Annotated in this window: 19 protein-coding genes; 9 read left to right on the forward strand and 10 right to left on the reverse strand. The window is 60.4% G+C overall.

Annotated features, from left to right (window positions below):
- Positions 1–2 precede the first annotated feature (2 nt).
- The 4 genes from grpE to JO015_19315 all read right to left on the reverse strand — a co-directional run bounded on the left by grpE (position 3) and on the right by JO015_19315 (position 3,255).
- Complete coding sequence (gene grpE / locus JO015_19300) at positions 3–701, reverse strand: nucleotide exchange factor GrpE (GenBank protein MBW0001246.1); 699 nt, start codon at positions 699–701, stop codon at positions 3–5.
- Positions 698–2,074, reverse strand: coding sequence for a SpoIIE family protein phosphatase (locus tag JO015_19305; protein ID MBW0001247.1), 1,377 nt, complete (start codon positions 2,072–2,074; stop codon positions 698–700). The genes grpE and JO015_19305 overlap by 4 nt, the downstream gene beginning before the upstream one ends.
- A 69-nt stretch (positions 2,075–2,143) precedes the next feature.
- On the reverse strand, positions 2,144–2,653 hold the full coding sequence (locus JO015_19310) for an STAS domain-containing protein (GenBank protein ID MBW0001248.1): 510 nt from the start codon (positions 2,651–2,653) through the stop codon (positions 2,144–2,146).
- Positions 2,654–2,724: 71 nt separating this feature from the next.
- Positions 2,725–3,255, reverse strand: a complete 531-nt coding sequence (locus tag JO015_19315; protein MBW0001249.1) for a hypothetical protein — start codon at positions 3,253–3,255, stop codon at positions 2,725–2,727.
- A 586-nt stretch (positions 3,256–3,841) separates the two neighbouring features.
- Between JO015_19315 and JO015_19320 the strand changes: the two genes are divergently transcribed.
- Positions 3,842–6,508 carry an ATP-dependent DNA ligase gene (locus tag JO015_19320; GenBank protein ID MBW0001250.1) on the forward strand — a complete coding sequence of 889 codons (2,667 nt, stop codon included), beginning with the start codon at positions 3,842–3,844 and terminating at the stop codon, positions 6,506–6,508.
- Between the two features lie 61 nt (positions 6,509–6,569).
- On the opposite strand, the gene JO015_19325 is transcribed toward JO015_19320, so the two are convergent.
- On the reverse strand, positions 6,570–7,034 hold the full coding sequence (locus tag JO015_19325; protein ID MBW0001251.1) for a hypothetical protein: 465 nt from the start codon (positions 7,032–7,034) through the stop codon (positions 6,570–6,572).
- 718 nt (positions 7,035–7,752) lie between these two features.
- Here JO015_19325 and JO015_19330 point away from each other — a divergent pair.
- Positions 7,753–8,709, forward strand: coding sequence for a serine acetyltransferase (locus tag JO015_19330; protein ID MBW0001252.1), 957 nt, complete (start codon positions 7,753–7,755; stop codon positions 8,707–8,709).
- A 15-nt stretch (positions 8,710–8,724) separates the two neighbouring features.
- On the opposite strand, the gene JO015_19335 is transcribed toward JO015_19330, so the two are convergent.
- Positions 8,725–9,024, reverse strand: a complete 300-nt coding sequence (locus JO015_19335; GenBank protein MBW0001253.1) for a hypothetical protein — start codon at positions 9,022–9,024, stop codon at positions 8,725–8,727.
- Positions 9,025–9,229: 205 nt separating this feature from the next.
- Here JO015_19335 and JO015_19340 point away from each other — a divergent pair, with 205 nt between their 5' ends.
- The 7 genes from JO015_19340 (at position 9,230) to JO015_19370 (ending at position 16,026) form a co-directional block, all read left to right on the forward strand.
- Positions 9,230–10,291, forward strand: coding sequence for an NTP transferase domain-containing protein (locus JO015_19340; GenBank protein MBW0001254.1), 1,062 nt, complete (start codon positions 9,230–9,232; stop codon positions 10,289–10,291).
- The gene (ruvX, locus tag JO015_19345; protein ID MBW0001255.1) at positions 10,291–10,716 is read left to right on the forward strand and encodes a Holliday junction resolvase RuvX; all 426 of its coding nucleotides are present in this window, start codon (positions 10,291–10,293) and stop codon (positions 10,714–10,716) included. Before JO015_19340 ends, ruvX begins: the two co-directional genes overlap by 1 nt.
- A gap of 45 nt (positions 10,717–10,761) precedes the next feature.
- Positions 10,762–11,550, forward strand: a complete 789-nt coding sequence (gene truA, locus JO015_19350) for a tRNA pseudouridine(38-40) synthase TruA (protein ID MBW0001256.1) — start codon at positions 10,762–10,764, stop codon at positions 11,548–11,550.
- A gap of 64 nt (positions 11,551–11,614) precedes the next feature.
- Positions 11,615–12,703 (forward strand): arginine N-succinyltransferase, encoded by a 1,089-nt coding sequence (locus JO015_19355; protein MBW0001257.1) that lies wholly within the window; start codon positions 11,615–11,617, stop codon positions 12,701–12,703.
- Positions 12,704–12,706: 3 nt separating this feature from the next.
- A complete protein-coding gene (gene astB / locus JO015_19360; protein MBW0001258.1) occupies positions 12,707–14,056 on the forward strand; it encodes an N-succinylarginine dihydrolase in 1,350 nt (449 codons plus the stop codon).
- On the forward strand, positions 14,053–15,237 hold the full coding sequence (locus JO015_19365; protein MBW0001259.1) for a hydrolase: 1,185 nt from the start codon (positions 14,053–14,055) through the stop codon (positions 15,235–15,237). The genes astB and JO015_19365 overlap by 4 nt, the downstream gene beginning before the upstream one ends.
- Positions 15,238–15,399: 162 nt before the next feature.
- A complete protein-coding gene (locus JO015_19370) occupies positions 15,400–16,026 on the forward strand; it encodes a Uma2 family endonuclease (protein MBW0001260.1) in 627 nt (208 codons plus the stop codon).
- On the opposite strand, the gene JO015_19375 is transcribed toward JO015_19370, so the two are convergent.
- The 4 genes from JO015_19375 to JO015_19390 all read right to left on the reverse strand — a co-directional run bounded on the left by JO015_19375 (position 16,021) and on the right by JO015_19390 (position 18,953).
- Positions 16,021–16,167 (reverse strand): hypothetical protein, encoded by a 147-nt coding sequence (locus tag JO015_19375; GenBank protein ID MBW0001261.1) that lies wholly within the window; start codon positions 16,165–16,167, stop codon positions 16,021–16,023. The genes JO015_19370 and JO015_19375 overlap by 6 nt on opposite strands.
- A gap of 141 nt (positions 16,168–16,308) precedes the next feature.
- Positions 16,309–17,352: a hypothetical protein gene (locus tag JO015_19380; protein MBW0001262.1), complete on the reverse strand. Its 1,044-nt coding sequence runs from the start codon at positions 17,350–17,352 to the stop codon at positions 16,309–16,311.
- Between the two features lie 66 nt (positions 17,353–17,418).
- Positions 17,419–17,814 carry a DUF4365 domain-containing protein gene (locus tag JO015_19385; GenBank protein ID MBW0001263.1) on the reverse strand — a complete coding sequence of 132 codons (396 nt, stop codon included), beginning with the start codon at positions 17,812–17,814 and terminating at the stop codon, positions 17,419–17,421.
- Positions 17,815–18,500: 686 nt separating this feature from the next.
- Positions 18,501–18,953, reverse strand: coding sequence for a type I restriction-modification system subunit M N-terminal domain-containing protein (locus JO015_19390; GenBank protein MBW0001264.1), 453 nt, complete (start codon positions 18,951–18,953; stop codon positions 18,501–18,503).
- Between the last annotated feature and the right edge of the window lie 514 nt (positions 18,954–19,467).

The raw sequence follows: 19,467 nt of genomic DNA on the forward strand, positions 1-19,467 counted from the left end.
GCCTAGCTCTGCTCCGTACCCGCTCTTGCTTCGGAGACCGGCGCAGCGGAAACGGCTTTGGCAACCACGACGTTAGCCGGACGCAGGAGTCGATCCCGCAGACGGAAGCCTCTGCGAACCTGGCGCAACACGGTGCCTTCCTCTGCTTCCGGGGTTTCCTCTTGAGCGATGGCTTCATGCAGGTTCGGATCGAATTTCTGCCCTTTCGCCTCGATGGTTTCCACCCCGCAACCGGCCAGAAAATCCTGCAACTGTTTGTGGACCATGCTCATGCCTTCAAGCACCGCCGAGCCGCCGCCGCCTGCTTTGGCCGCCTGTAACCCAAGCTCGAAGTTGTCGAGCACGGGAATCAGCCGCTCCAGGAACCCTGCATTGGCATAGCGGATGGCATCCTCCTTTTCCCGGGCCACGCGTTTGCGGTAGTTATCCAGGTCGGCAACCGCCCGGAGCGCCATATCCTTGTATTTATCAAGCTCGGTCCGGAGATCTTCCACCAGCTTGCGCAATTGGGCTCGCTCCGCTTCGGCTTCCCCTTCGACCTCAGCCGTTGCAGGGTCAAAATGGTTGTTTTCGAAGCCCGGTTCCATCACCGGCGGCGCGTCCTCGTCACTGGCGGACGCGGGCTGGCTGGCAAATTCCGAAGCCGTGGCCGCATGCTCGGTTTGGCTTGCCTTGATAGAATCCTCTTCTGAAGTACTCATAATTTCCGTAGGGCGATCAGCGTGATGTCGTCGGTCTGCGGAAACGTGCCCACAAATTCTTTGACCGCTGCAGTCACCCGATCAACCACGGCCGACGCACCGGCCGCAGCACTGGCCTGCACCACGTCCATTAATCGTTTAATCCCAAACTCTATGCCGTTAACATCCAACGCTTCCGTCACGCCATCAGTGTAAAAGACGAAGCAATCGCCTTTCTCCAGGCGGATGCGGAGATCGCCCGTCACCCTATCGAAAACGCTTCCACTGTCAATTCCCAGGGCCATACCCGGCGGGTTGATCCTTGAAATGGACTGATCCGCTGCCCGGCACAGCAAGGGCGCATCGTGACCGGCCCGAGCCAGAACGACCTCATCGGTGCCCTGCTCGACGATCAGGTAAGCCATACTGATAAACATGTCCTCCCTGATATCCGGGTAGAGCTGGCGGTTGACCTTGCGCAACACGGCTGCGGCGGAATCGCAATTTTGGGCCAGCGACCGCAAGACGCTGCGGCACATGGCCATGATCAGAGAGGCCGGCACCCCCTTGCCGGAAACGTCGGCGATCACGATGCCGAGACGCCGGTCGTCAACCGTAACGTAATCGTAGTAGTCCCCGCTTACGTGGCTGGCCGGGATGTTGATCCCGGCAATCTCGTAACCTTCGATCGCGGGCGAACCGTTCGGCAGCAGGATGCGTTGGATGTCCCGTGCCACGTCCAGGTCGCGATCAATGCGCCGCTTCTCGCTGGCCTCCGAATAGACGCTGGCGCTGTACAGGGCAAAGGCCGATTGTTCGACGATTGACTGGAACACCACGAAATCCGACGGCGAAAACGGCGTGCTCATCGGCCCGTTGGCGACCGCCAGCACCCCCAGGGGCTGTGCGCGGTAAATCAAAGGCGCGATCATGACCGAATCCAGGTGCAGCACCGCTTCCTTCAAGCTCTCCAGGTGCGGATCGGAATCCCGGCTTGACAGGAAAAGGGGTTCACGCTTCTCCCAGACCTTGCCGAGGAGGCCCTCGCCGCTCTTCACGGTGTGCAGGTGCAGAAAGCTGTCCAGTGCCGCGATGGAGGCCTGGCTTTGCTGCAGGAGGTGGCGCGGAATCTCCACCAGCGGCGGGCAGTTCTTCGACAAGTAGCTCGGCATGAGGAGCTTGCCCCCGCGATCAGCCAGGTAGAGCGCGCCCCCGTGCGCGTCCAGGATGCGCATCGCCCCTTCCACGATCAACCGGTGAAGGTCCGACGAGCGCAGGTCTCCGGAGAACGCTTCCCCCAAGCCGTGCAGGAAGTCGAATACCCGGTTCTCTTCGACCTGAAGTTCTTCGCGGGACCTCTTGAGGTTCTCGATGCTGCGACGTTGCCGCCTCAAGAGGAACAAAAAGACTAAAGTTGCAGCAACGAGTAGTCCTAAGAAGAAAAAGGACCGCATCGAGGACGGCTATTTCGTAGCTCCAGTGCGAAGATCGTGCCGCAGGTACTCAAGGACGTCTTTGAAACGGGCGAGATTTTCCGGATCCGCATCCACCAAGGCTTCGTGCGCTTCAATCATGCATTCAGCATGTTCGCTCTTCGACAGGGCCGGCCGGTTTGGAAGCATGGCCGGCGCCGAAACGGTCTCCCGGTCCTCATTCGCCTCGATCTGGAACAGGTTGTCGAGGCCAAGGTTCCGGAGCAGATCGTGGTTGCGCTCATTTACGTTCCGGACCCGCAACAACCCTCCTTCGGCTTCGCGCAGGCGCAAGGCGATCCCGGCCAGGGTCCCCATAAAAGTCGAATCCATCACCGGACAATCCGCCAGATCAATGATGAACACCCGGTAACCCCGATCCAGCATCTGCCGAGAGAACTCCTTCAGAGCCGGGCTATTCTGAAAAGAACCCTTTCCCTGAACCTTGACGTGGACGGTTTTCCCGGCGACCCCGACCAGTATGGATGCTGGTGAACTCACTCTAAACGTAGCAATATCGTGTCGGCCTTTTGGGTGTCAAATAAAGCCAGCCTTCAAGCCGACACCCTAACTTACTCCCAGGTACGCGACTGAAGCAAGGCAACAATCCGTTGGTTCTCGATTAGGATCGCACGCCACATCGTGATCGGTCCGTCCATGGAATATTCCGAACCGACCACGGCGAACTCCGAGGTGTAACTACCCCGGGCGCGGGGATAGTAAATTTCGCGCGCTTCGACGTAGTTTTTGAGGTTGGCCTGGCGATATTCGAGCCGCAAGGTCAGATCCGCGGGCCGCTTGGCGCGCCAGAAAAAGGTAAAATACTGGCCGGTGCGCGCCTGCACGTCAGCGTAAGTGGTGGCGCCCCAGACGTGCCGGTTTCTCTCCATCGTGATCATCAGTTCACGCGTGGGGAGCGGCGTGGCCCCCGGCTTGACCAGGGCGTTGCGGAAGATCGTAAACTTGCGAAACTGGAAGTCGTCGCTGAGCGCCAGCGGCAGCACATTTGCTTTCGGGATGGGCAAAGGATCATCGGCCCGGACGATCCACACGGTGGCGCCAACCGCCAGAAGGACGGCCAACCCGCACATCAAACGCTTCATGGGCGCATGAAAAAGGCGGCAGCCGACTATGTCAATCCGATTGCTCGCTGCGCGCAAACGGGCGGCCGAGCTCGTCTGCGCGGTCCGGGCGTGCGTGCGTTTCCTTTAGCACGTCGCGTGAGGCCGGACGCGCGCACGCGACTCAGCCGGGGCCGGGTGGGCCTGCTATCCATAGGCTAATCTGACGCGATCAAAGGGGCCGGGTGTGCACCCGGCCCGGAGGCTGCGGCGCCGGCGGCCAAGCCTCCCGGACCCGGCATTTGCGGGATCCGACGCCTTCCGAGCACAGCCTGCTGAAAGAATGTCAAAAACAGCGGCCGGCTCCCGCAACGCAGGCGCCTGCACGGCGTGGCCAGGCAGGATGTTAAAAAAGGGATGCCCCTGCCGGCGCGTTGCGTCGGGGAGTTGCCGGAACGACCGGCCCCAGACCCTTAACGCGCCTGGCTAGATGCGGCCGGGTGCCGTTCTATGCCGTACTATTTATGATGCACGTTCCAAACGTGCGTTCCGAAATCGGCGGGGCTTACCCCGGGGAGTACAACCCTCTATTTCGGAACCCACTTTTCGCCAAACGGATAAACTGACGATGCTACAGGTTCACTACGAACGAGGGATTTACCTGCCGCAGCTTGACCTCTGGTTAGATCCTTGGGATCAACGTGAAACCGCGTTTGTCTCCCATGCCCATAGCGATCACGTGGGGAATCACCGGCAAGTTATCCTTTCCGAAACCACCGCCCGGCTCATGGCTGCGCGCCTGCCTGGCAGCCGCCGCGAGCATCGTCAACCTTTCCGCGTTCCGTTCAGGTTCCGCAACGCGCAACTTACCCTCTATCCGGCCGGTCACATTCTTGGTTCGGCCCAGTTGCACGTGCAATTGGACAGTTCCTCCCTGTTGTACACCGGCGATTTCAAGCTCAGGCCCGGCCGGTCCGCTGAAGGAATCGAATGGACGCCGGCCGAATCGCTCATTATGGAAACCACGTACGGCTTGCCGCAGTACGTATTTCCGCCGACGGCACAGGTTATTGAGGAGTTGCTGCGCTTCTGCCTGGAAAGCCTGGAGGATGACATGGTCCCGGTCCTCTTTGGTTATTCTCTCGGTAAAGCGCAAGAGATTCTCGCATCTCTGCATGGCTCCGGTTTACGGGTAAAGCTACACCCGGCGGTTTACCGGATGACCGCGCTGTATGAAGAACTAAACCATCGTCTGCCGGAATTCGTTTTGTACTCGGAAAGCGATTCGCAGCCCGGGGTCGTTATCTGCCCACCCGGCGCAAACCGAACCCGCCTGGTTCAGAAAATCAGGAATCGCCGTACGGCGGTACTGACTGGGTGGGCACTGAATCCCGGAGCCGTTCATCGCTACCAATGCGATGCTGCTTTCCCGCTCTCCGACCACGCCGACTACCCGGAGTTGCTGCGTTACGTGGAACTGGTGCAACCCAAACGCGTCCTTACCGTCCACGGGTTTGCCCGCGAGTTTGCCGCCGACTTGCGGCGGCGGGGTGTGGAAGCATGGGCGCTGGGCGAAGACAACCAACTCGAACTGCTCATCCCGGAAACGGTCATTGTGGAGGAGGCGGTTCCAGCCGGCGGCAATGAAGATGCTGAATCATCCTTCGGACGGTTCACTTCCGTGTGTGAAGAAATCGGCCGGACTACCGGTAAGCTGAAGAAAGTCGACCTGCTGTCCGACTATCTATCCACTCTCCCGCTGGAAGATCTGCCCGAAATCGCCGTTTACCTGACCGGGCACGCGTTCTCCCGGCCGGAAGGTCAGGCCCTGCAGGTCGGTTGGGCGGTGATCAAGCGCGCGCTGATGCAGGCAACGCATTTGCAGGAAGCTGATTTCCGGCGGGCGGCAGGCAACTTCGGGGACGCGGGGCGCGCCGCTTACCAGGCGTTAATCGGTCGCACGTCGCCGCAGGGGTTCTCCATCGGGCAGATCCGCGAAAATTTTGTGCGCGTACAGAACGCGGCGGGGCCCATCGCTAAAGCGGAGGCGCTGGCCGGATGGCTAAGCAACTGCTCGGCGCAAACGGGCAGTTACGTGGTCAGGATTCTGACGGGCGACCTGCGGATCGGGCTGCGGGAAGGGTTGGTCGAGGAAGCCATCGCGGCAGCATTTGGGATGGACGTCGACGCAGTTAGGGAAGCGCACATGCTTACCGGCGACCCCGGCCAGACCGCCGTGCTGGCCAGGCAGGGACAACTTGAACGCGCGAGCATCACCGTGTTCCGGCCGGTGAAATCGATGCTGGCCATTTCCGAACCGGACGGCGACTCCGTGGCGGACCGGATCAGACGCACCTTTCCCTCGCAGTATGCCCTGGCTGAACAAAAGTACGATGGAATCCGGGTCCAACTCCATTTTGCCGGTGGCAAGGTAGCCCTTTACAGTCGTGACTTGCGCCCCATCACCCCTGAGTTCCCGGAACTTCAACGCCTTCAGTTTACCGCTCCCCTGATCCTGGATGGCGAAATCCTGGCCCACGCTGAAGACCGGCGGCTAACCTTTTTCGACCTGCAAAAGCGCCTCGGGCGCAAACGCACGGATGACCTGTTTACGAGCGAGGATGTACCGGTCATGCTCATGGCGTTTGATCTGCTGTGGCTGGACGGCCGGAGCCTGCTGAAGGTGCCGCTGACGGAACGTCGACGGATCCTCGAGAGCCTGGCCTTCCCTGAGGGCGTGCAGGTCTCGCCGCTTCGCCTGATCAGAACCGGACCGGAAATAGAGGAGGCCTTCCTTGCGGCCCGGCGTGCAAACCACGAAGGCCTGATCCTGAAAGATCCGGAGAGCTTTTACACCCCGGGACGGCGCGGCGGCAGTTGGATCAAGCTCAAAAAGGAGTTCGCTACCCTGGATGTCGTGGTGGTGGCCGCCGAACAAGGGCATGGTAAGCGAAACCATGTATTGAGTGATTACACCTTCGCCGTCCGTGACGAAGAGTCCGAACGTTTGCTTACCATCGGCAAAGCCTATTCCGGCCTCACGGACGGCGAAATTGAGGAGCTAACCGAGCATTTTCTCAAGACCACAATAAAAGCTCACGGGCGAATGCGCGAAGTGATTCCTGAGGTCGTTCTGGAGGTCGCCTTCGATGCCATCCAGCCAAGCGAGCGGCACACCAGCGGGCTGGCATTGAGGTTTCCACGGATCAAGGCGATCCGGACTGATAAGACCATCCGCGAAATCGACACCGTCCAACACGCCCGACGACTGGCCGGGTTAGCCCCTCACTTCTGAGAAAACCCCGTCAGGCGGTTACAGGCGCGGTAAAACCGTTCCAGCCCCCTGGATCAGATTTCTATTCGGCGGTGAATCTGCCAGGACCGACCTGACGGACGCCTTTCAGACGATAAATCCGGGCAAAAAGATTCTTTTTCGGTTCGGGAGACGTGAATTTATAACCGCTCGCGTTCAAACCATCGAGGATTTCGGCCACGCTCATCGGGTTGCTTTTGGCCCTCAAAACCTTAACCACCGCGGGAGCGAGGGGACCGCTGGGAGAAGTGGAACGCCGGCCGCGACTACGCCCGTTGGCCGAAGCGGTCCCAGCGGCGGCGACAGGTGCAGGACGGCCCGCACGGCGGCTCCGCGCGCCCGACTGCTCGCCTTCCTTCGAACCCCGGTCTTGCGCCGCAGATCCTGCCGGCGAACCCGAGTCCGTGGAATTACCCGTTTCTAACAGGCCGTGCAGTTCCGACTCGAGTTGCTCGATCTGTTCCTGAACCTCAGCGGCTTTCCTTAATACGGAAGAAGATAGTTTCACGAGCGCAAACTATGCCTGGATTTGCACATTTCAAGGTGATTAGTTATAGGTTAGTTGCACTCGCCCCCGGGCCCTGGGTCCGTCAGGCGGCTGCCGTGCCGGCTCACCGGTGCGGAGGCTCTTGCAAGACCTGCGTTTCCGTCAGGTGGATATCCGTTCCTCACACGACGTCTCCAGGCGAACCTGAAACACTTTTTGCACCGGGCCTTTCCGAAGAAGACAAGAAGACGCCCTCACCCGCCAGGTGGTTCTGCCTCTGCTGAGACTTACCCGCCGGGCTTATCATGATCATGATAAGGCTAACAAATTTGGGCGATCGCGGGGCCGCTTCGTCGCACCTGCGGCGGCGCCCGCCTGCGGCACCGCCGGAGAAAGGTAAACTTTCTCGACTTTGCAACATTCGCAGTCCAACTAACCTTTCTCGTCAGTCAGCCTTCCCCGAGACGCCGTTTCCTGCCGGATGCCGGGCCGGGTACCCGCGCCGAATTGCCGGCCCTCCGGCAACATCCGGCGACCCCTCCCATGGTGAGCGGGGCGGCCGCTGATCATCAGCGCGTCGATCACACCATCATCAGTAGGATTCAGGACTTTTCTCCGGCGCGCCCCCGGGGTCTCGCGGCATGCGGGCGCATCAGGCGCGCTCCCGCGTGGACGGCGGGCGATCGATCATCTTGCTGGAACGCCGCGGCGTCTTGCTTTATTGTCGCCGGTCCTGGTTATGGAGAGAAACTTGATTCCGTCCGTGATGGCTGTCCTCGAATCCTACCGTGACGACGGCGGGATCAATAACATTGATGGTTCGAACCTCCCCTCAAAGCGAGCGGTGGCCGAAATCTGCGAGGATCTGCTGGAAGTACTGTTTCCCGGCTTCCACGACGAGGGACCGATCGCCAAGGCGCATGTGAGCGAGTTAACCTCTACGCGGCTGGCGGAGGTCTCTGAGCGGCTGCGCGAAGAAATTTTCAAGAGCCTGCGGACGAGGAAGCCAACCTGCCCGGCGCAGCTGGCCGGTTTGATCACGCAGACTTTTATGGAAGATGTGCCGCGCATCCGGGCATTACTGCGCACCGACGTCGAGGCGGCGTACGAAGGCGACCCGGCCAGCACGAGTTTCGAGGAAATTATCGTCAGTTACCCGTCCGTCGAAGCCGTCTCCATCCAGCGGCTCGCCCATACTTTGTACCGCCAGGAAGTTCCGTTGCTGCCGCGCATCATGACCGAATGGGCGCATAGCCGGACTGGAATCGACATCCATCCCGGCGCTGAGGTGGGCGCCTATTTCTTTATTGACCACGGCACCGGCGTGGTCATCGGCGAAACTTGCCGGATCGGCAGCCACGTCAAGCTTTACCACGGCGTTACCCTGGGCGCGCGCAGCTTCCAAAAGGATGAACATGGGAAGATCAAGAAGGGCGGCAAGCGGCACCCCGACGTGGAAGATTGGGTGACCATTTACCCGAACTCCACCATTCTCGGCGGAGAAACCGTAATCGGCGCCCGCTCAACGATCGGCGGCAACGTGTTCCTGATGGAAAGCGTCCCGCCGGATTCCCTGGTGACCAACGAGCGGTCCCAGGTAAAAATCGTGTCAAAAAAGAACCGTCCGTCACGCCCCGAAAGGGGCTCAGGACCGAACGGGAGCACCTCGCCGGGATACTTCGATTACGAGATCTGAAGCGGGCTGCCCCCCTTAAAAGACTTCATCGTCGACGTGCCACCCGGCCCCTTCGCGGATCGAACGCAGCCGGCGGCGTACGCCCAGGCGCGACCGGGGCCCGCTCACCAGGTTCGTCAACAGGCCTGCACCTGCCGTGATCGTCGCCCCCAAGGCCAGGGATAACAGGCCGATCGCAGCGACGTTGCGCTTGCGTTCATTGATTTTTCCGGCCAACAGCAGTCCGAGCCCGCAGCCGACGGCTCCTTGTGACACCGTCAGCAGCGCAGCCGAAGTGATCGACAGCGCGACCGGTTTTTGAGAGTCAGACGTCATAATTGATTGTAGCAGCCCCGGAATATTGTCTCAGCCCTCCTTCAGTCCGTCAATCCTTGGTGAGAGTGCGCTTGATTTGTCGCGTTTGTGACCGGCGAGGATCGCGAGGCGTTTTGCGCAATGCCCCGTGACTTGTCGACCGAGTACGCGATAGTAAACCGAAACCTGCTCTATTCGATCCATTCGTTTAACTCGGATTCAGAACATGTCGAACACCTTGCATGCTCTCGTGCTCGCCGGCGGCAGCGGAATGCGTTTTTGGCCCTTAAGCCGTCGCGCCACCCCAAAACAGCTGCTGCGTCTCTTCGGCGGACAAACGCTTCTGGAGGAAACCGTCAGGCGTCTCGAGGGATTGATCCCGGCGGAAAACATCCTGGTTCTGACCAATGATGAACAGGTCGCCTCGGTCCGGGCGGCACTTCCGGGCCATCCCGCCGAAAACATTTTCAGCGAGCCGGAGAAGCGGGATACCGCCGCAGCCATCGCCCTGGGGGTAGGGCTCGTTGCCGCGCGGAATCCGGATGCCACGATGGTGGTTTTACCGGCCGACGCCAGGATCGGCGACCGGACGGCCTTTCAGTCAGACTTACAGGCAGCCGCCGACGCTGCCGAGCAAAGCGGGCAGTTGGTCACAATCGGCGTCACCCCGACCTGGGCCTGCCCGGGGTTCGGTTACATCGAACGCGGTGAACGGTTCGCAGGCAAAGTTCCCGACACTTACGAGGTGGTGAGATTCCGTGAAAAACCCAACCCCGATCTTGCCGAAAGTTTCTTCCGCAGCGGCAACTTCTTTTGGAACGCCGGAATTTTTGTGTGGACCGTGCGGAGCATCCTGTCGGAGTTCAACCGGCACGCCCCCGACCTGGGCGAGTTTGTCTCGGTGGTTCGCAACACGCCGGACCTGCGAAAGGAGATCAGCGAACGGTTCCCTACCCTGCGTAAGTTGTCGATCGATTACGCCATTCTGGAAAAAACCAACCGGGTGCTCGTGAAGGCGGCGACCTTCGACTGGGACGACGTCGGCAGCTGGACCGCCCTCGGCAAATACCTCAACCAGCTCCGCCACCACAACGCCGCGAACTGCCCGTTGTCAGTAGAAAATTCGTCTCACAACATTGTCTTTTCCAACGACGGAGTGCACGTTGCCCTGCTTGGGGTGAACGATCTGGTGGTGGTCCAGACGCGTGATGCGTTGCTGATCTGCAATCGTCACGAAGCTGAAGGCATAAAACATCTGGTCGCTAACCTTCCGAAAGAACTTCAATAGTGAAACGCTGGCTCGGCATTGACTTGGGTGAGGCCCGGATCGGGTTGGCGATTTCCGATCAACTTGGCGCGATGGCTCATCCGTTACGGACGCTGACGAATTCGCCACAGGTGCTTGATGAGATTTGTGCAGTGGTGACGGCCGAGGGCGTGGGCGGCGTCGTGCTGGGGTTGCCCAAGAACATGGACGGCAGCCTCGGCCCGGCTGCCGCGAAAGCCACCGCGTTTGCGGACCGGTTGCGGGCAAAGCTTCCGGCCTTGCAGGTCGTGCTCTGGGACGAACGGCTGACCACGATGGAGGCGCAACGGGTACTGCACGCCGCAGGCCGGAACACCAAACGGAGCCGGAAGGTAATCGACCAGGTGGCGGCGCAGATCCTGCTGCAGAATTACCTGGATGCGCAGACCCTGTCCGGGAATCTCTAGGTGCAAATGTAAACGGCTCTCCTTTGGCCCGGATCGCCGCGCCTTGTGAATCCGCCACCGCAGCGACTCAAGCTCGTGCTCGCGTACGACGGCCGGCCTTTCAGCGGTTGGCAAAGCCAGCCCAATGGCAACGGCGTGCAGGACCACTTGAAGGCGGCCTTGCGAGCCGTTTCCAGCCTCGACCTGACCGTGGTCGGTTCGGGGCGCACGGACGCCGGGGTCCATGCCCTCGGACAGGTGGCGCACGTCGATGTCCCACCCGGACGATATCCCCCTGAGACCTGGCGGCGCGCGCTCAATGCCCATCTACCGGCGACTATCCGCATTTTGGGCTGCCGGCTTGTTCCGGCCACCTTTCATGCGCAGCATGCGGTGAAACGCAAAAGCTACTTCTACCGGGTCTGGTCGGGAGACACGCTGCACCCGCTCGAAATCGGGCGCGCCTGGCTTTTTCCCTGGCCCATCACGCTGGCGACGCTCATGGCCGGCGCTGAAAAACTGGCCGGCACCCACGATTTTGCCGCGTTCGCCGCGAACCGCGGCCAACCCGAAAGCAGCACCGTCCGAACCCTCTACCGCGTGCGGGTCCGGCGCGCGGGTTCGCTGCTCACCCTCCACTTTGAGGGAAACGGTTTTCTCTATCGCATGGTCCGCCTGTTAACCGGCAGCCTGCTGCAGGTGGCAGCCGGTCGCAAAGATTTGCCGTGGTTGCAATGGTTGTTGACGGCGCCGTCCGGCCGAAAAACTAACCACTGCGCGCCGCCGGATGGCTTATACCTGGAGGCGGTGAAGTACCGGATCTATATTCGTGATTCCGGAGGGCAATCTCGCTAAAACCTTTAAAACCCCTGAAGCTTTTGCCTCCTATGGCGTTTTACTTCATGATCCTGGCCGTTTTATGTTTCCAGACTTCATTTTGCGTCCCATTGAGGAATCGGACCTGCCCAGCCTGAAGCGGCTGGCGGAGTCGATCAAGGGCGGGATGACTTCGCTGCCGCCGCAGGCCGATGCGCTGGAGGAACGGATTTATCAGTCGCAACGCTCTTTCGATCACCGCATCAGGACCGCAGGCGGTGACCATTACCTGTTTGTGCTCGAAGACCGGCGGAACGGCGAGATTGTAGGTACGGCCGGCATCATCGCGCGCGTGGGTGGCTTTGACCCTTTCTACACCTACGAAGTGCGACGGGAACGATTTATCCATTCCCCTCTCAAGATCGATAAGGAAATGGAAGTGCTCCACTTGAAGCTGGACCACAAGGGTCCCTCCGAGGTATGCAGCTTGTGCCTCCGGCCCGAATACCGCAAAGCCGGCCTCGGCCAGCTACTTTCCTTAAGCCGTTTTCTTTTTATGGCGTCTTTCCCGCAGAGATTCGATGAGCGGGTCATTGCCGAACTGCGCGGCTTTACCAACGAGGCGGGATTATCCCCCTTTTGGGAGGCACTCGGACGCCATTTCTTTCATCAAACGTTCGCGGAAGCGGATTTTTTAAGCGGCATCGGCCAGAAAGAATTCATTCGCGACCTCATTCCCAGGTACCCGATCTATAAGGCCATGCTGCCCCCGGATGCTCAAGCCGTGATCGGGCGCGTGCATCGGGATGCGGAACCGGCCCTGCGCATCCTGCTGAATCAGGGGTTCCAGCTTTCGCACGAGGTGGATATCTTCGATGCGGGGCCGCTGCTGCGGGCCGAGCGTCCGGACATTAAAGCCGTCAGGAATGCGCACGTCGCGATCGTTTCAGAAATCCGCCGGCTACCGTCGGCCGAACCGCACCTGATCGCCCACGTGTCACTCTCGTTTCGTGCCTGCCTCGGCGCGGTGGAACTGATGGACGACGGAACGCTGGCCATCACGGCCGAGACCGCCGCCCGCCTGCGCGCGCAGCCCGGCAGCCGCCTCATTTACCTGCAACTCCATAAATCCGGTCAACGGGAACAAACGGAAGTACCCGCCGCCGCCTCTTCTAACCCGTCGGAGCATTAGCAAGTGTATCAGGAAACCAACTTTGACGGCCTCGTCGGGCCCACCCACAATTATGCCGGGCTCTCCTTCGGCAACTACGCATCGATGCGCAGCCGTGCCGCGGTTTCCAACCCCCAGGCGGCGGCCCTGCAGGGACTGGCGAAAATGCGCGTCGTGGCGGGATTCGGCGTTTGCCAGGCCGTTCTGCCGCCACTGGCGCGGCCGGCGCTCGGAACCTTGCGCCGTTTGGGCTTTACCGGCACACGAGCTCAGGTGATCGAAAAAGCCTGCCGCGTTGCCCCTGAATTACTGATCGCTTGTTACTCGGCCTCGAGCATGTGGAGCGCCAATGCGGCCACGACCACACCGAGCCTCGACGCTGAAGACGGCCGGGTTCACTTTACGCCCGCCAACCTCGTAACCAACTTCCATCGCTCACTCGAGGCCGCCGAGACCGCCGCGCTCTGGCAAGCCATCTTTGCTAACCCGGAGCATTTTACGCATCATCCCCCGCTCCCGGCCAACCTGGTCCTGAGCGATGAGGGAGCCGCCAATCACACCCGGCTGGCGTCACGGCACGGGCTGCCCGGGATCCACCTGTTCGTGCATGGACGCACAGGGTTCGCGCCGCTGACCGAGGGGCATTTCCCCCGGCGCCAGACGCTGGAAGCGGGTGAAGTCGTCGCGCGCATGCACGCCCTCTCCCTGGAACGCGTCGTCCATGCCCGGCAAAATCCGGCTGCCATCGAGGCCGGCGCCTTCCACAATGACGTGATCGCCACGGGCAATGAACGCGTTTTTCTTTACCACCAGCTCGCTTTCGCAGATCCGTCCCAGGTAAGTAAACGGCTTGCCCAGGCTTATGCCGGCGTGAGCGAGGACGCCTTCTGCCTGCGCGAGATCACCGGGTTCAGCCTGGGTGACGCCGTGCGTTCCTATTTCTTCAACTCCCAGCTCCTGACCCTGCCTGATGGCGCGATGCTGCTGCTGGCGCCGGAAGAGTGCCGGGCCGTTCCGCCGGTCGCAGAGGTCATCGGGGCGTTGATCGCCGACCCGGAATGCCCGATCAACCAGGTGCAATTCGTTAACTTGCGAGAGAGTATGCGAAACGGCGGTGGGCCCGCTTGCCTGCGGAATCGTGTGGTGCTGTCCGACGTTGAACGGGCCGGCCTGTCAGGGCGGGTCTTGTTCGACCAGGGATTGGATGCGGCTCTAACGTCATGGATTAAAAAACGTTATCGGATCGCGTTATCCTGGGACGACCTGCGCGACCCGCAATTCCCGGGCGAAATTGAGACGGCCCTGGACGAACTTACGCAGATCCTCCAATTAGGGTCGATTTACCCGTTTCAACAAACGGGGGAATGGGCATGACCGCACTCGCTTACCTCCAGAGCCAGCGTGAACGGATGATTGAATGCGCCTGCCGATGGTCAAGTCAGAACTCGGGCAGCCGGAACCTGGCGGGTTTGACCGTTCTCAGTGAGATGATCCTGGACGCCTTTGCCGAATTACTCAAACCCGCTTTCTCCGGGAAACGGTGGCTGGCGGCAACCGGCGAAACCCGCACGCCGATGCTCGTCCTGCAAAAACGCCCGGAAGCACCCCGGCAGGTCTTCCTGTTCGGCCACCTCGACACGGTCTTCGGGCCGGAACACCCGTTTCAGACGGTTACCCCGCTGGGGGAAGACCGGATTCAGGGACCGGGTTTATGCGATATGAAAGGCGGTCTGGTCGTCATGCTGCATGGCCTCGCGGCGTATGAACGTTTCGTCGAACCGAAACGGATCGGGTGGACGGTAGCCATCAACGCGGATGAAGAGCTCGGCTCACCTGCTTCTTCCGGCGAACTGCTGGAAGCCGCCCGTAACCACCATTTCGCGTTCGGCTTCGAACCGGCGCTTGCCTCCGGCGCGCTGGCTTCTCAACGCCGCGGTTCGGGGACCTTCCTTCTCCGGTTCCGCGGGCGCGCCGCCCATAGCGGCCGCAACCCGCGGGATGGCCGGAATGCCCTGGTGCCGCTGGCCCGTTTCGTGTTGCACTGCGAAGAGTTGAACGCGAAACGCGACACCATTTTTCTCAACCCTGCGGAAGTTACCGGGGGAATCGCCACCAACATGGTGCCCGATCTGGCAACGTGCCGCATCAATGTGCGGACGTCATCGGCCGACGATGAGCGCTGGGTGCATGACGCGCTTCACGCTTTTATCGCCTCCATCCACAACGCGTCCGATTACCGGGTAGAACTTGAAGGACGGTTTACCGCCCCGCCGAAAGCCTTGACTCCCGAGACCCTGAACCTAATCGAGCTCGCCCGGCAGGCCGGCCATGAACTCGGGATCGAGATCAGCGCGGAGCCGACGGGAGGCACTTGTGACGGTAACCGCCTGGCCGCCGCAGGCGTTCCTAACCTCGACAACCTGGGTGTGCGCGGCGGTAACCTGCACAGCGCCGAAGAGTTTATCTATGCCGCCAGCCTGCCGGAAAGAGCGCAACTCCTTTTTATCATGTTGCGCCGGATCAACGATACCGGAGGTACAGCGATCCACCAATAAGATGATAATCCGCCGCGCGGGCTCAAAGAATGCCCGCACCCTACCCGGCAGTTCTTCACTTGCGGGATTTATTCTACGCCGGCCACGGCGGGCAGATGATACTCGTTTTTAAGCTGGTTCAGCAGCATTGAGGGTCCGAGGGTCAGATGGTACTTTACCGGCATGCCCTCCGCGGACCTGGAACGCATCGCCGAGGAACTTAACGGGATGTTGCGCGCCGAGTCCGAGCGGCGGCAACGCTTCCGCGAGTCCCTGCAACCGGAGGACAAAGCCGAGTTCATCAACGGCGTGGCCGTATTCCATTCCCCCGCGACGCTGCGCCATACCATCGGCCGCCAAAACCTCACGGTTATTCTGAGAAGCTGGATTATTCCCCGGCGGCTTGGAACCGTGCTCGATGAGAAGGCGCTTTGCGCTTTCCAGCGAAACGACTACGAACCCGACATCGCCTGCTTCAGCGCCGAGCAATCCGCGCAGTTCAGCCCGGACCAAAGACTTTTTCCGGTGCCGGCTCTCATTGTGGAGGTGCTCTCGCCCTCGACGGAGGCCAACGACCGGGGCGTCAAATTTGATGATTACGCCCGCAGCGGCGTGCGCGAGTACTGGTTGGTGGACCCGCGTGCCGAAACCGTCGAAATCCATGCGGGAGCCAACGGCGCGTTCGAACGGGTGGAATCGGGCGAGACCGGGCGATTGCGGTCACGCTTCCTGGAAGGTTTAGGGGTTGACCTTCGTGCAGCCTTCAACCCCGAATCCGCGTTACGGGAGGCCGCCCGCTTTTCTTTATAGGAAAGCGCGCAGCCAGCTTGTCATCACGACCTCGCGGAGTTCGCGCTCGATCTGGTCGCCATACTCATAGCGATAGGGGAGCGCAAGCAGTCGCTCGATCGTCGTTTGCTCAAATTGCGACTCGATTCCTTGGTTTGGCATCGCGCGATGGCTTGGGTTGTCCCTTCGGCGCCCGCTTGCATTCGCTAATGCGGCAGGATTTTTTCAAAGTGCACCACGTCCATTAGCGAACGTGGCTGTCGCCCCGGGTGAACTTTTCCCGTTACCTTTACATAAGCCCCCTCAGTCATATGGACATCGTCTGCAGCGGCGTATTGATCCGCCGTAAGGCTGGTTCGCGCCTGCACCGGTTCCCCATCGCTGAGCAGCAGTGCCAAAATCACCTCGCCCGCCCGACGGGCCGTCCGGCTGCATTGCGCCGTCGAGACGCTCTACCGTACCAATAAAAGTATCTTCCTGGTGCTGCTCGGGGGAACGCAACGCTCGGCGGACCTCCTCGATGCGCGAGAAGTAATCCCACTGAATGCGGATCCGTGCCGGCATTACCTCACCCGCCGGCAGGGGCGTTGAGATGGCCCAGGAAATGTCCACCTCCAGCGAATTCTTCAAGGCATCATCCTCGAAGCGGGTCAACGCCTCGCACAAATTAGAGGAAATGACGGGAGTGGCCATTTTCTGCACATTTTCGATAAGTTGCGACAGCGTGTCGGCTTCAATGGCCGTCACCAACTCGTGCAATGCCCGCTTCACTGTGAGCATCGTTCGACGCACGAACGGTGCGTCCACCTCTCCCGGAAAAAGCGCCGCCTGCACGTCAAGCGCGCGGACTGGACACGAGACCTTCACAACAAAGCTTCCCGGCTCTGTATGGCGAAATTGCGATGCTTCGATGAGCTGTTGCGCTTCGCTTCGGCTGAGCCGAGGGTGATGGCTCTGCGGTTTCAGCACCGTGCAGGATGCCGCCAGCAGGAGCTGCTGGGCACCGCTGACAACACTGCCGACGAACGCCAGTGGCAATGCCCCTCCGACGTCGCACGAGGTATCAATACGAAAGCGAAGTGTGTCATCGTTCACCTCCTGTAAAGCGCTCAAAACGTCGGGAAGAGGGCGCCCTTCCAGCAGCGCGAGCTTTTCCGCCGCCAGCATCACGGCTTCGGTGTAGTCCGGCGCCGTCGTATCGATCGGGAAGACCAATTGCCGTCGGTCGAATTTGGGATGACTTAGCACAAAGAGCCGGTCCCTCAGCCCGTCAGGGACCAGTACCCAGCCGCGCGATTTTGCATAATCACGCAGATCGGTAGGGGCCACGAGGAAAGCGTTGGTCATGGCGCAACGTAGGTCGGAAGATCGCGCCGCGACAGCCGCGACGCCAGCGCCCTCAGCTCGGTCGGGCTAAAAGGCTTGCGCTTTCGGTATATACACTGTAGCGCCGCTCCGATTGCTTGTGGCTGCCGCTCCACGCAGGCTCACCCAATAGCCGCAGCGCCTCAGCGCGAGTTCGTCTTCTGTGTGCGAGATCCATTCTGCAGCATCTGGCGGAAGAAAGAGGACGACAAGAATACGAGCCACGTCTACGGTCGCTGCTCGGAGGTCGTCGTATCGGTTGACTCCGGCAAGAAAATAAGAACGATGCATTCCGTTGTCCCCGGGTGGCTGGATCGTCGCCTTCAACTGGATTTTGAGGTCTACCTCCGTAAGGTAACCGCCGTTATCGAACGGCGCCCACGCTGTTACCCGCGCGTCCACTCCATTGTTATCCTCGTGGCGGCCGCTCACGGAGCATGCCATGCCAGCTTTCGCCGCAATCGCGTGAACGTAAGCGTAACTGAGTTCCGACTCAATATCCGGAAGAGAGAGCGTGCATCGTTCAGCGTCGCCTGTAGGCTACAGACTTCACGCGTTGTTGACCAACTTAAACTCAGACCATTGTCATGCCTTAGCCTCAATCATCTGCTCCGCGTTGCGCACCCGCAGATCGCCCGACAGCAGTTTCGGCAGCAGCATGCTACGTAGGGCGGCGAGGGTGTGGGATTCAGCTTGATTACAGATAATCTGCTGGTACCATGGCGATATCAGTTCGGTGAATACCGCGAGCGCCTCAGCAGAAGGACAAACGCACGTGAAGCGATCGTGTTCGCAAAGAGCTGGCCGGTAAGTGTAACGACGCGATCGACGAAGTCATCTTCCACAGCGCCTTTTGGACGACGAGCTGCGCCGTCTCGGAGTTCGACAGCTCGCCTGTCGCCACGGCGACGCCCGCTGTGCCACCCGGCTCGCGCGCGCCCGGCGCTTTTAGATACGCGAGGAAGTGGAGCATCTGCATCGTGTTCGCATTGCGTGGTGCGAGCGGGAGAGGGTGATAGAGGACGGGGTGAAGTATTCGCCGCCACGCTTCCCCTCTGACGAGGCAAACCGCCAGCCTCGAAACGAAAGATGTCCTTTGAGAAAAGGTCCACCAGACCGGCAATATTTTGCTAATCTAGATTTGACCCTGCGTAGATCACCGGAAGCAGGCATCTGAGTTTCGGAAAGCTGGCCTCGAGCAGATCGAGAATGTTGTCAAGGCGAACCTTTACGTCGTCCGTGCGGGCGATCTTCACTATGTTTTCCCAGCGCGCCTCCTCTGGGACGAGGAAAACCTGTTTGCTCAGGTAAAGATCAGCGTCCTCGCGGAGGGAGAGCATGAGCTGCTTGTCAGTGGTGTGCAGGTCGCTTGGCGGATCGACGATCTCGGCGTCGATCTCCGAGCGACGCTCCTCGTAACGTAGCGAGTGGAAGCGTAGGAAGATGAACGGCAGCACGTCGCGTTTGTAATCGGCCGGCGTAATGTTGCAGCGCAATGCAATTGCCGCATTCCACAACTCCTTGAGCAGGTCGGCGTGGACGTTGCTGCCGTTCTTCTTATAGGTCGTCTTGCCTTTCTTCATCAGTCCATTGGAGAGATTGGACGAAACCAGTGCGGCTGAGGTGGCACGGTGCCGACAAAAATATTGCTGTCCGATGTAAAAGCTCGGCGCTTCTCATTCACACGGAAGCGCCCGCCCCCTGGGAGCCACTGCCGGAGTGAAGGCAAGAAAGCGGCCAACGCTCCGGAAACGGGTGGATAAGGCGATATGCCTGCGTGCTGTGAGAGCTGGACCAGGGCTCCATTCACCTCCATCCGGATCTCTTCGAGATTGTGTGATGGCGAGCGCGGCGCATTGGGCGCGGCAAACGTGTAGGATGAACCGCAGAGCGGTCCTGTCCACTGCGAACCAGGATGCGGCGTGGCGCTTGGATCGAGTGTTCCACGCAGGACCTTGATCTACTCCCACCAAACGTTCCAATGGTGGGTGGAGGCTTTTAGAAAGGAGCCACGCGGCATTAGCAACGCTGCTGGACTCAGCTAGCGGCTCCGAACCCAACACCCAACCCCTCCGACCTCTGAGCTAAGAGGCAGCG

Source organism: Verrucomicrobiota bacterium (assembly GCA_019247695.1).
Lineage (GTDB): Bacteria > Verrucomicrobiota > Verrucomicrobiia > Chthoniobacterales > JAFAMB01 > JAFBAP01.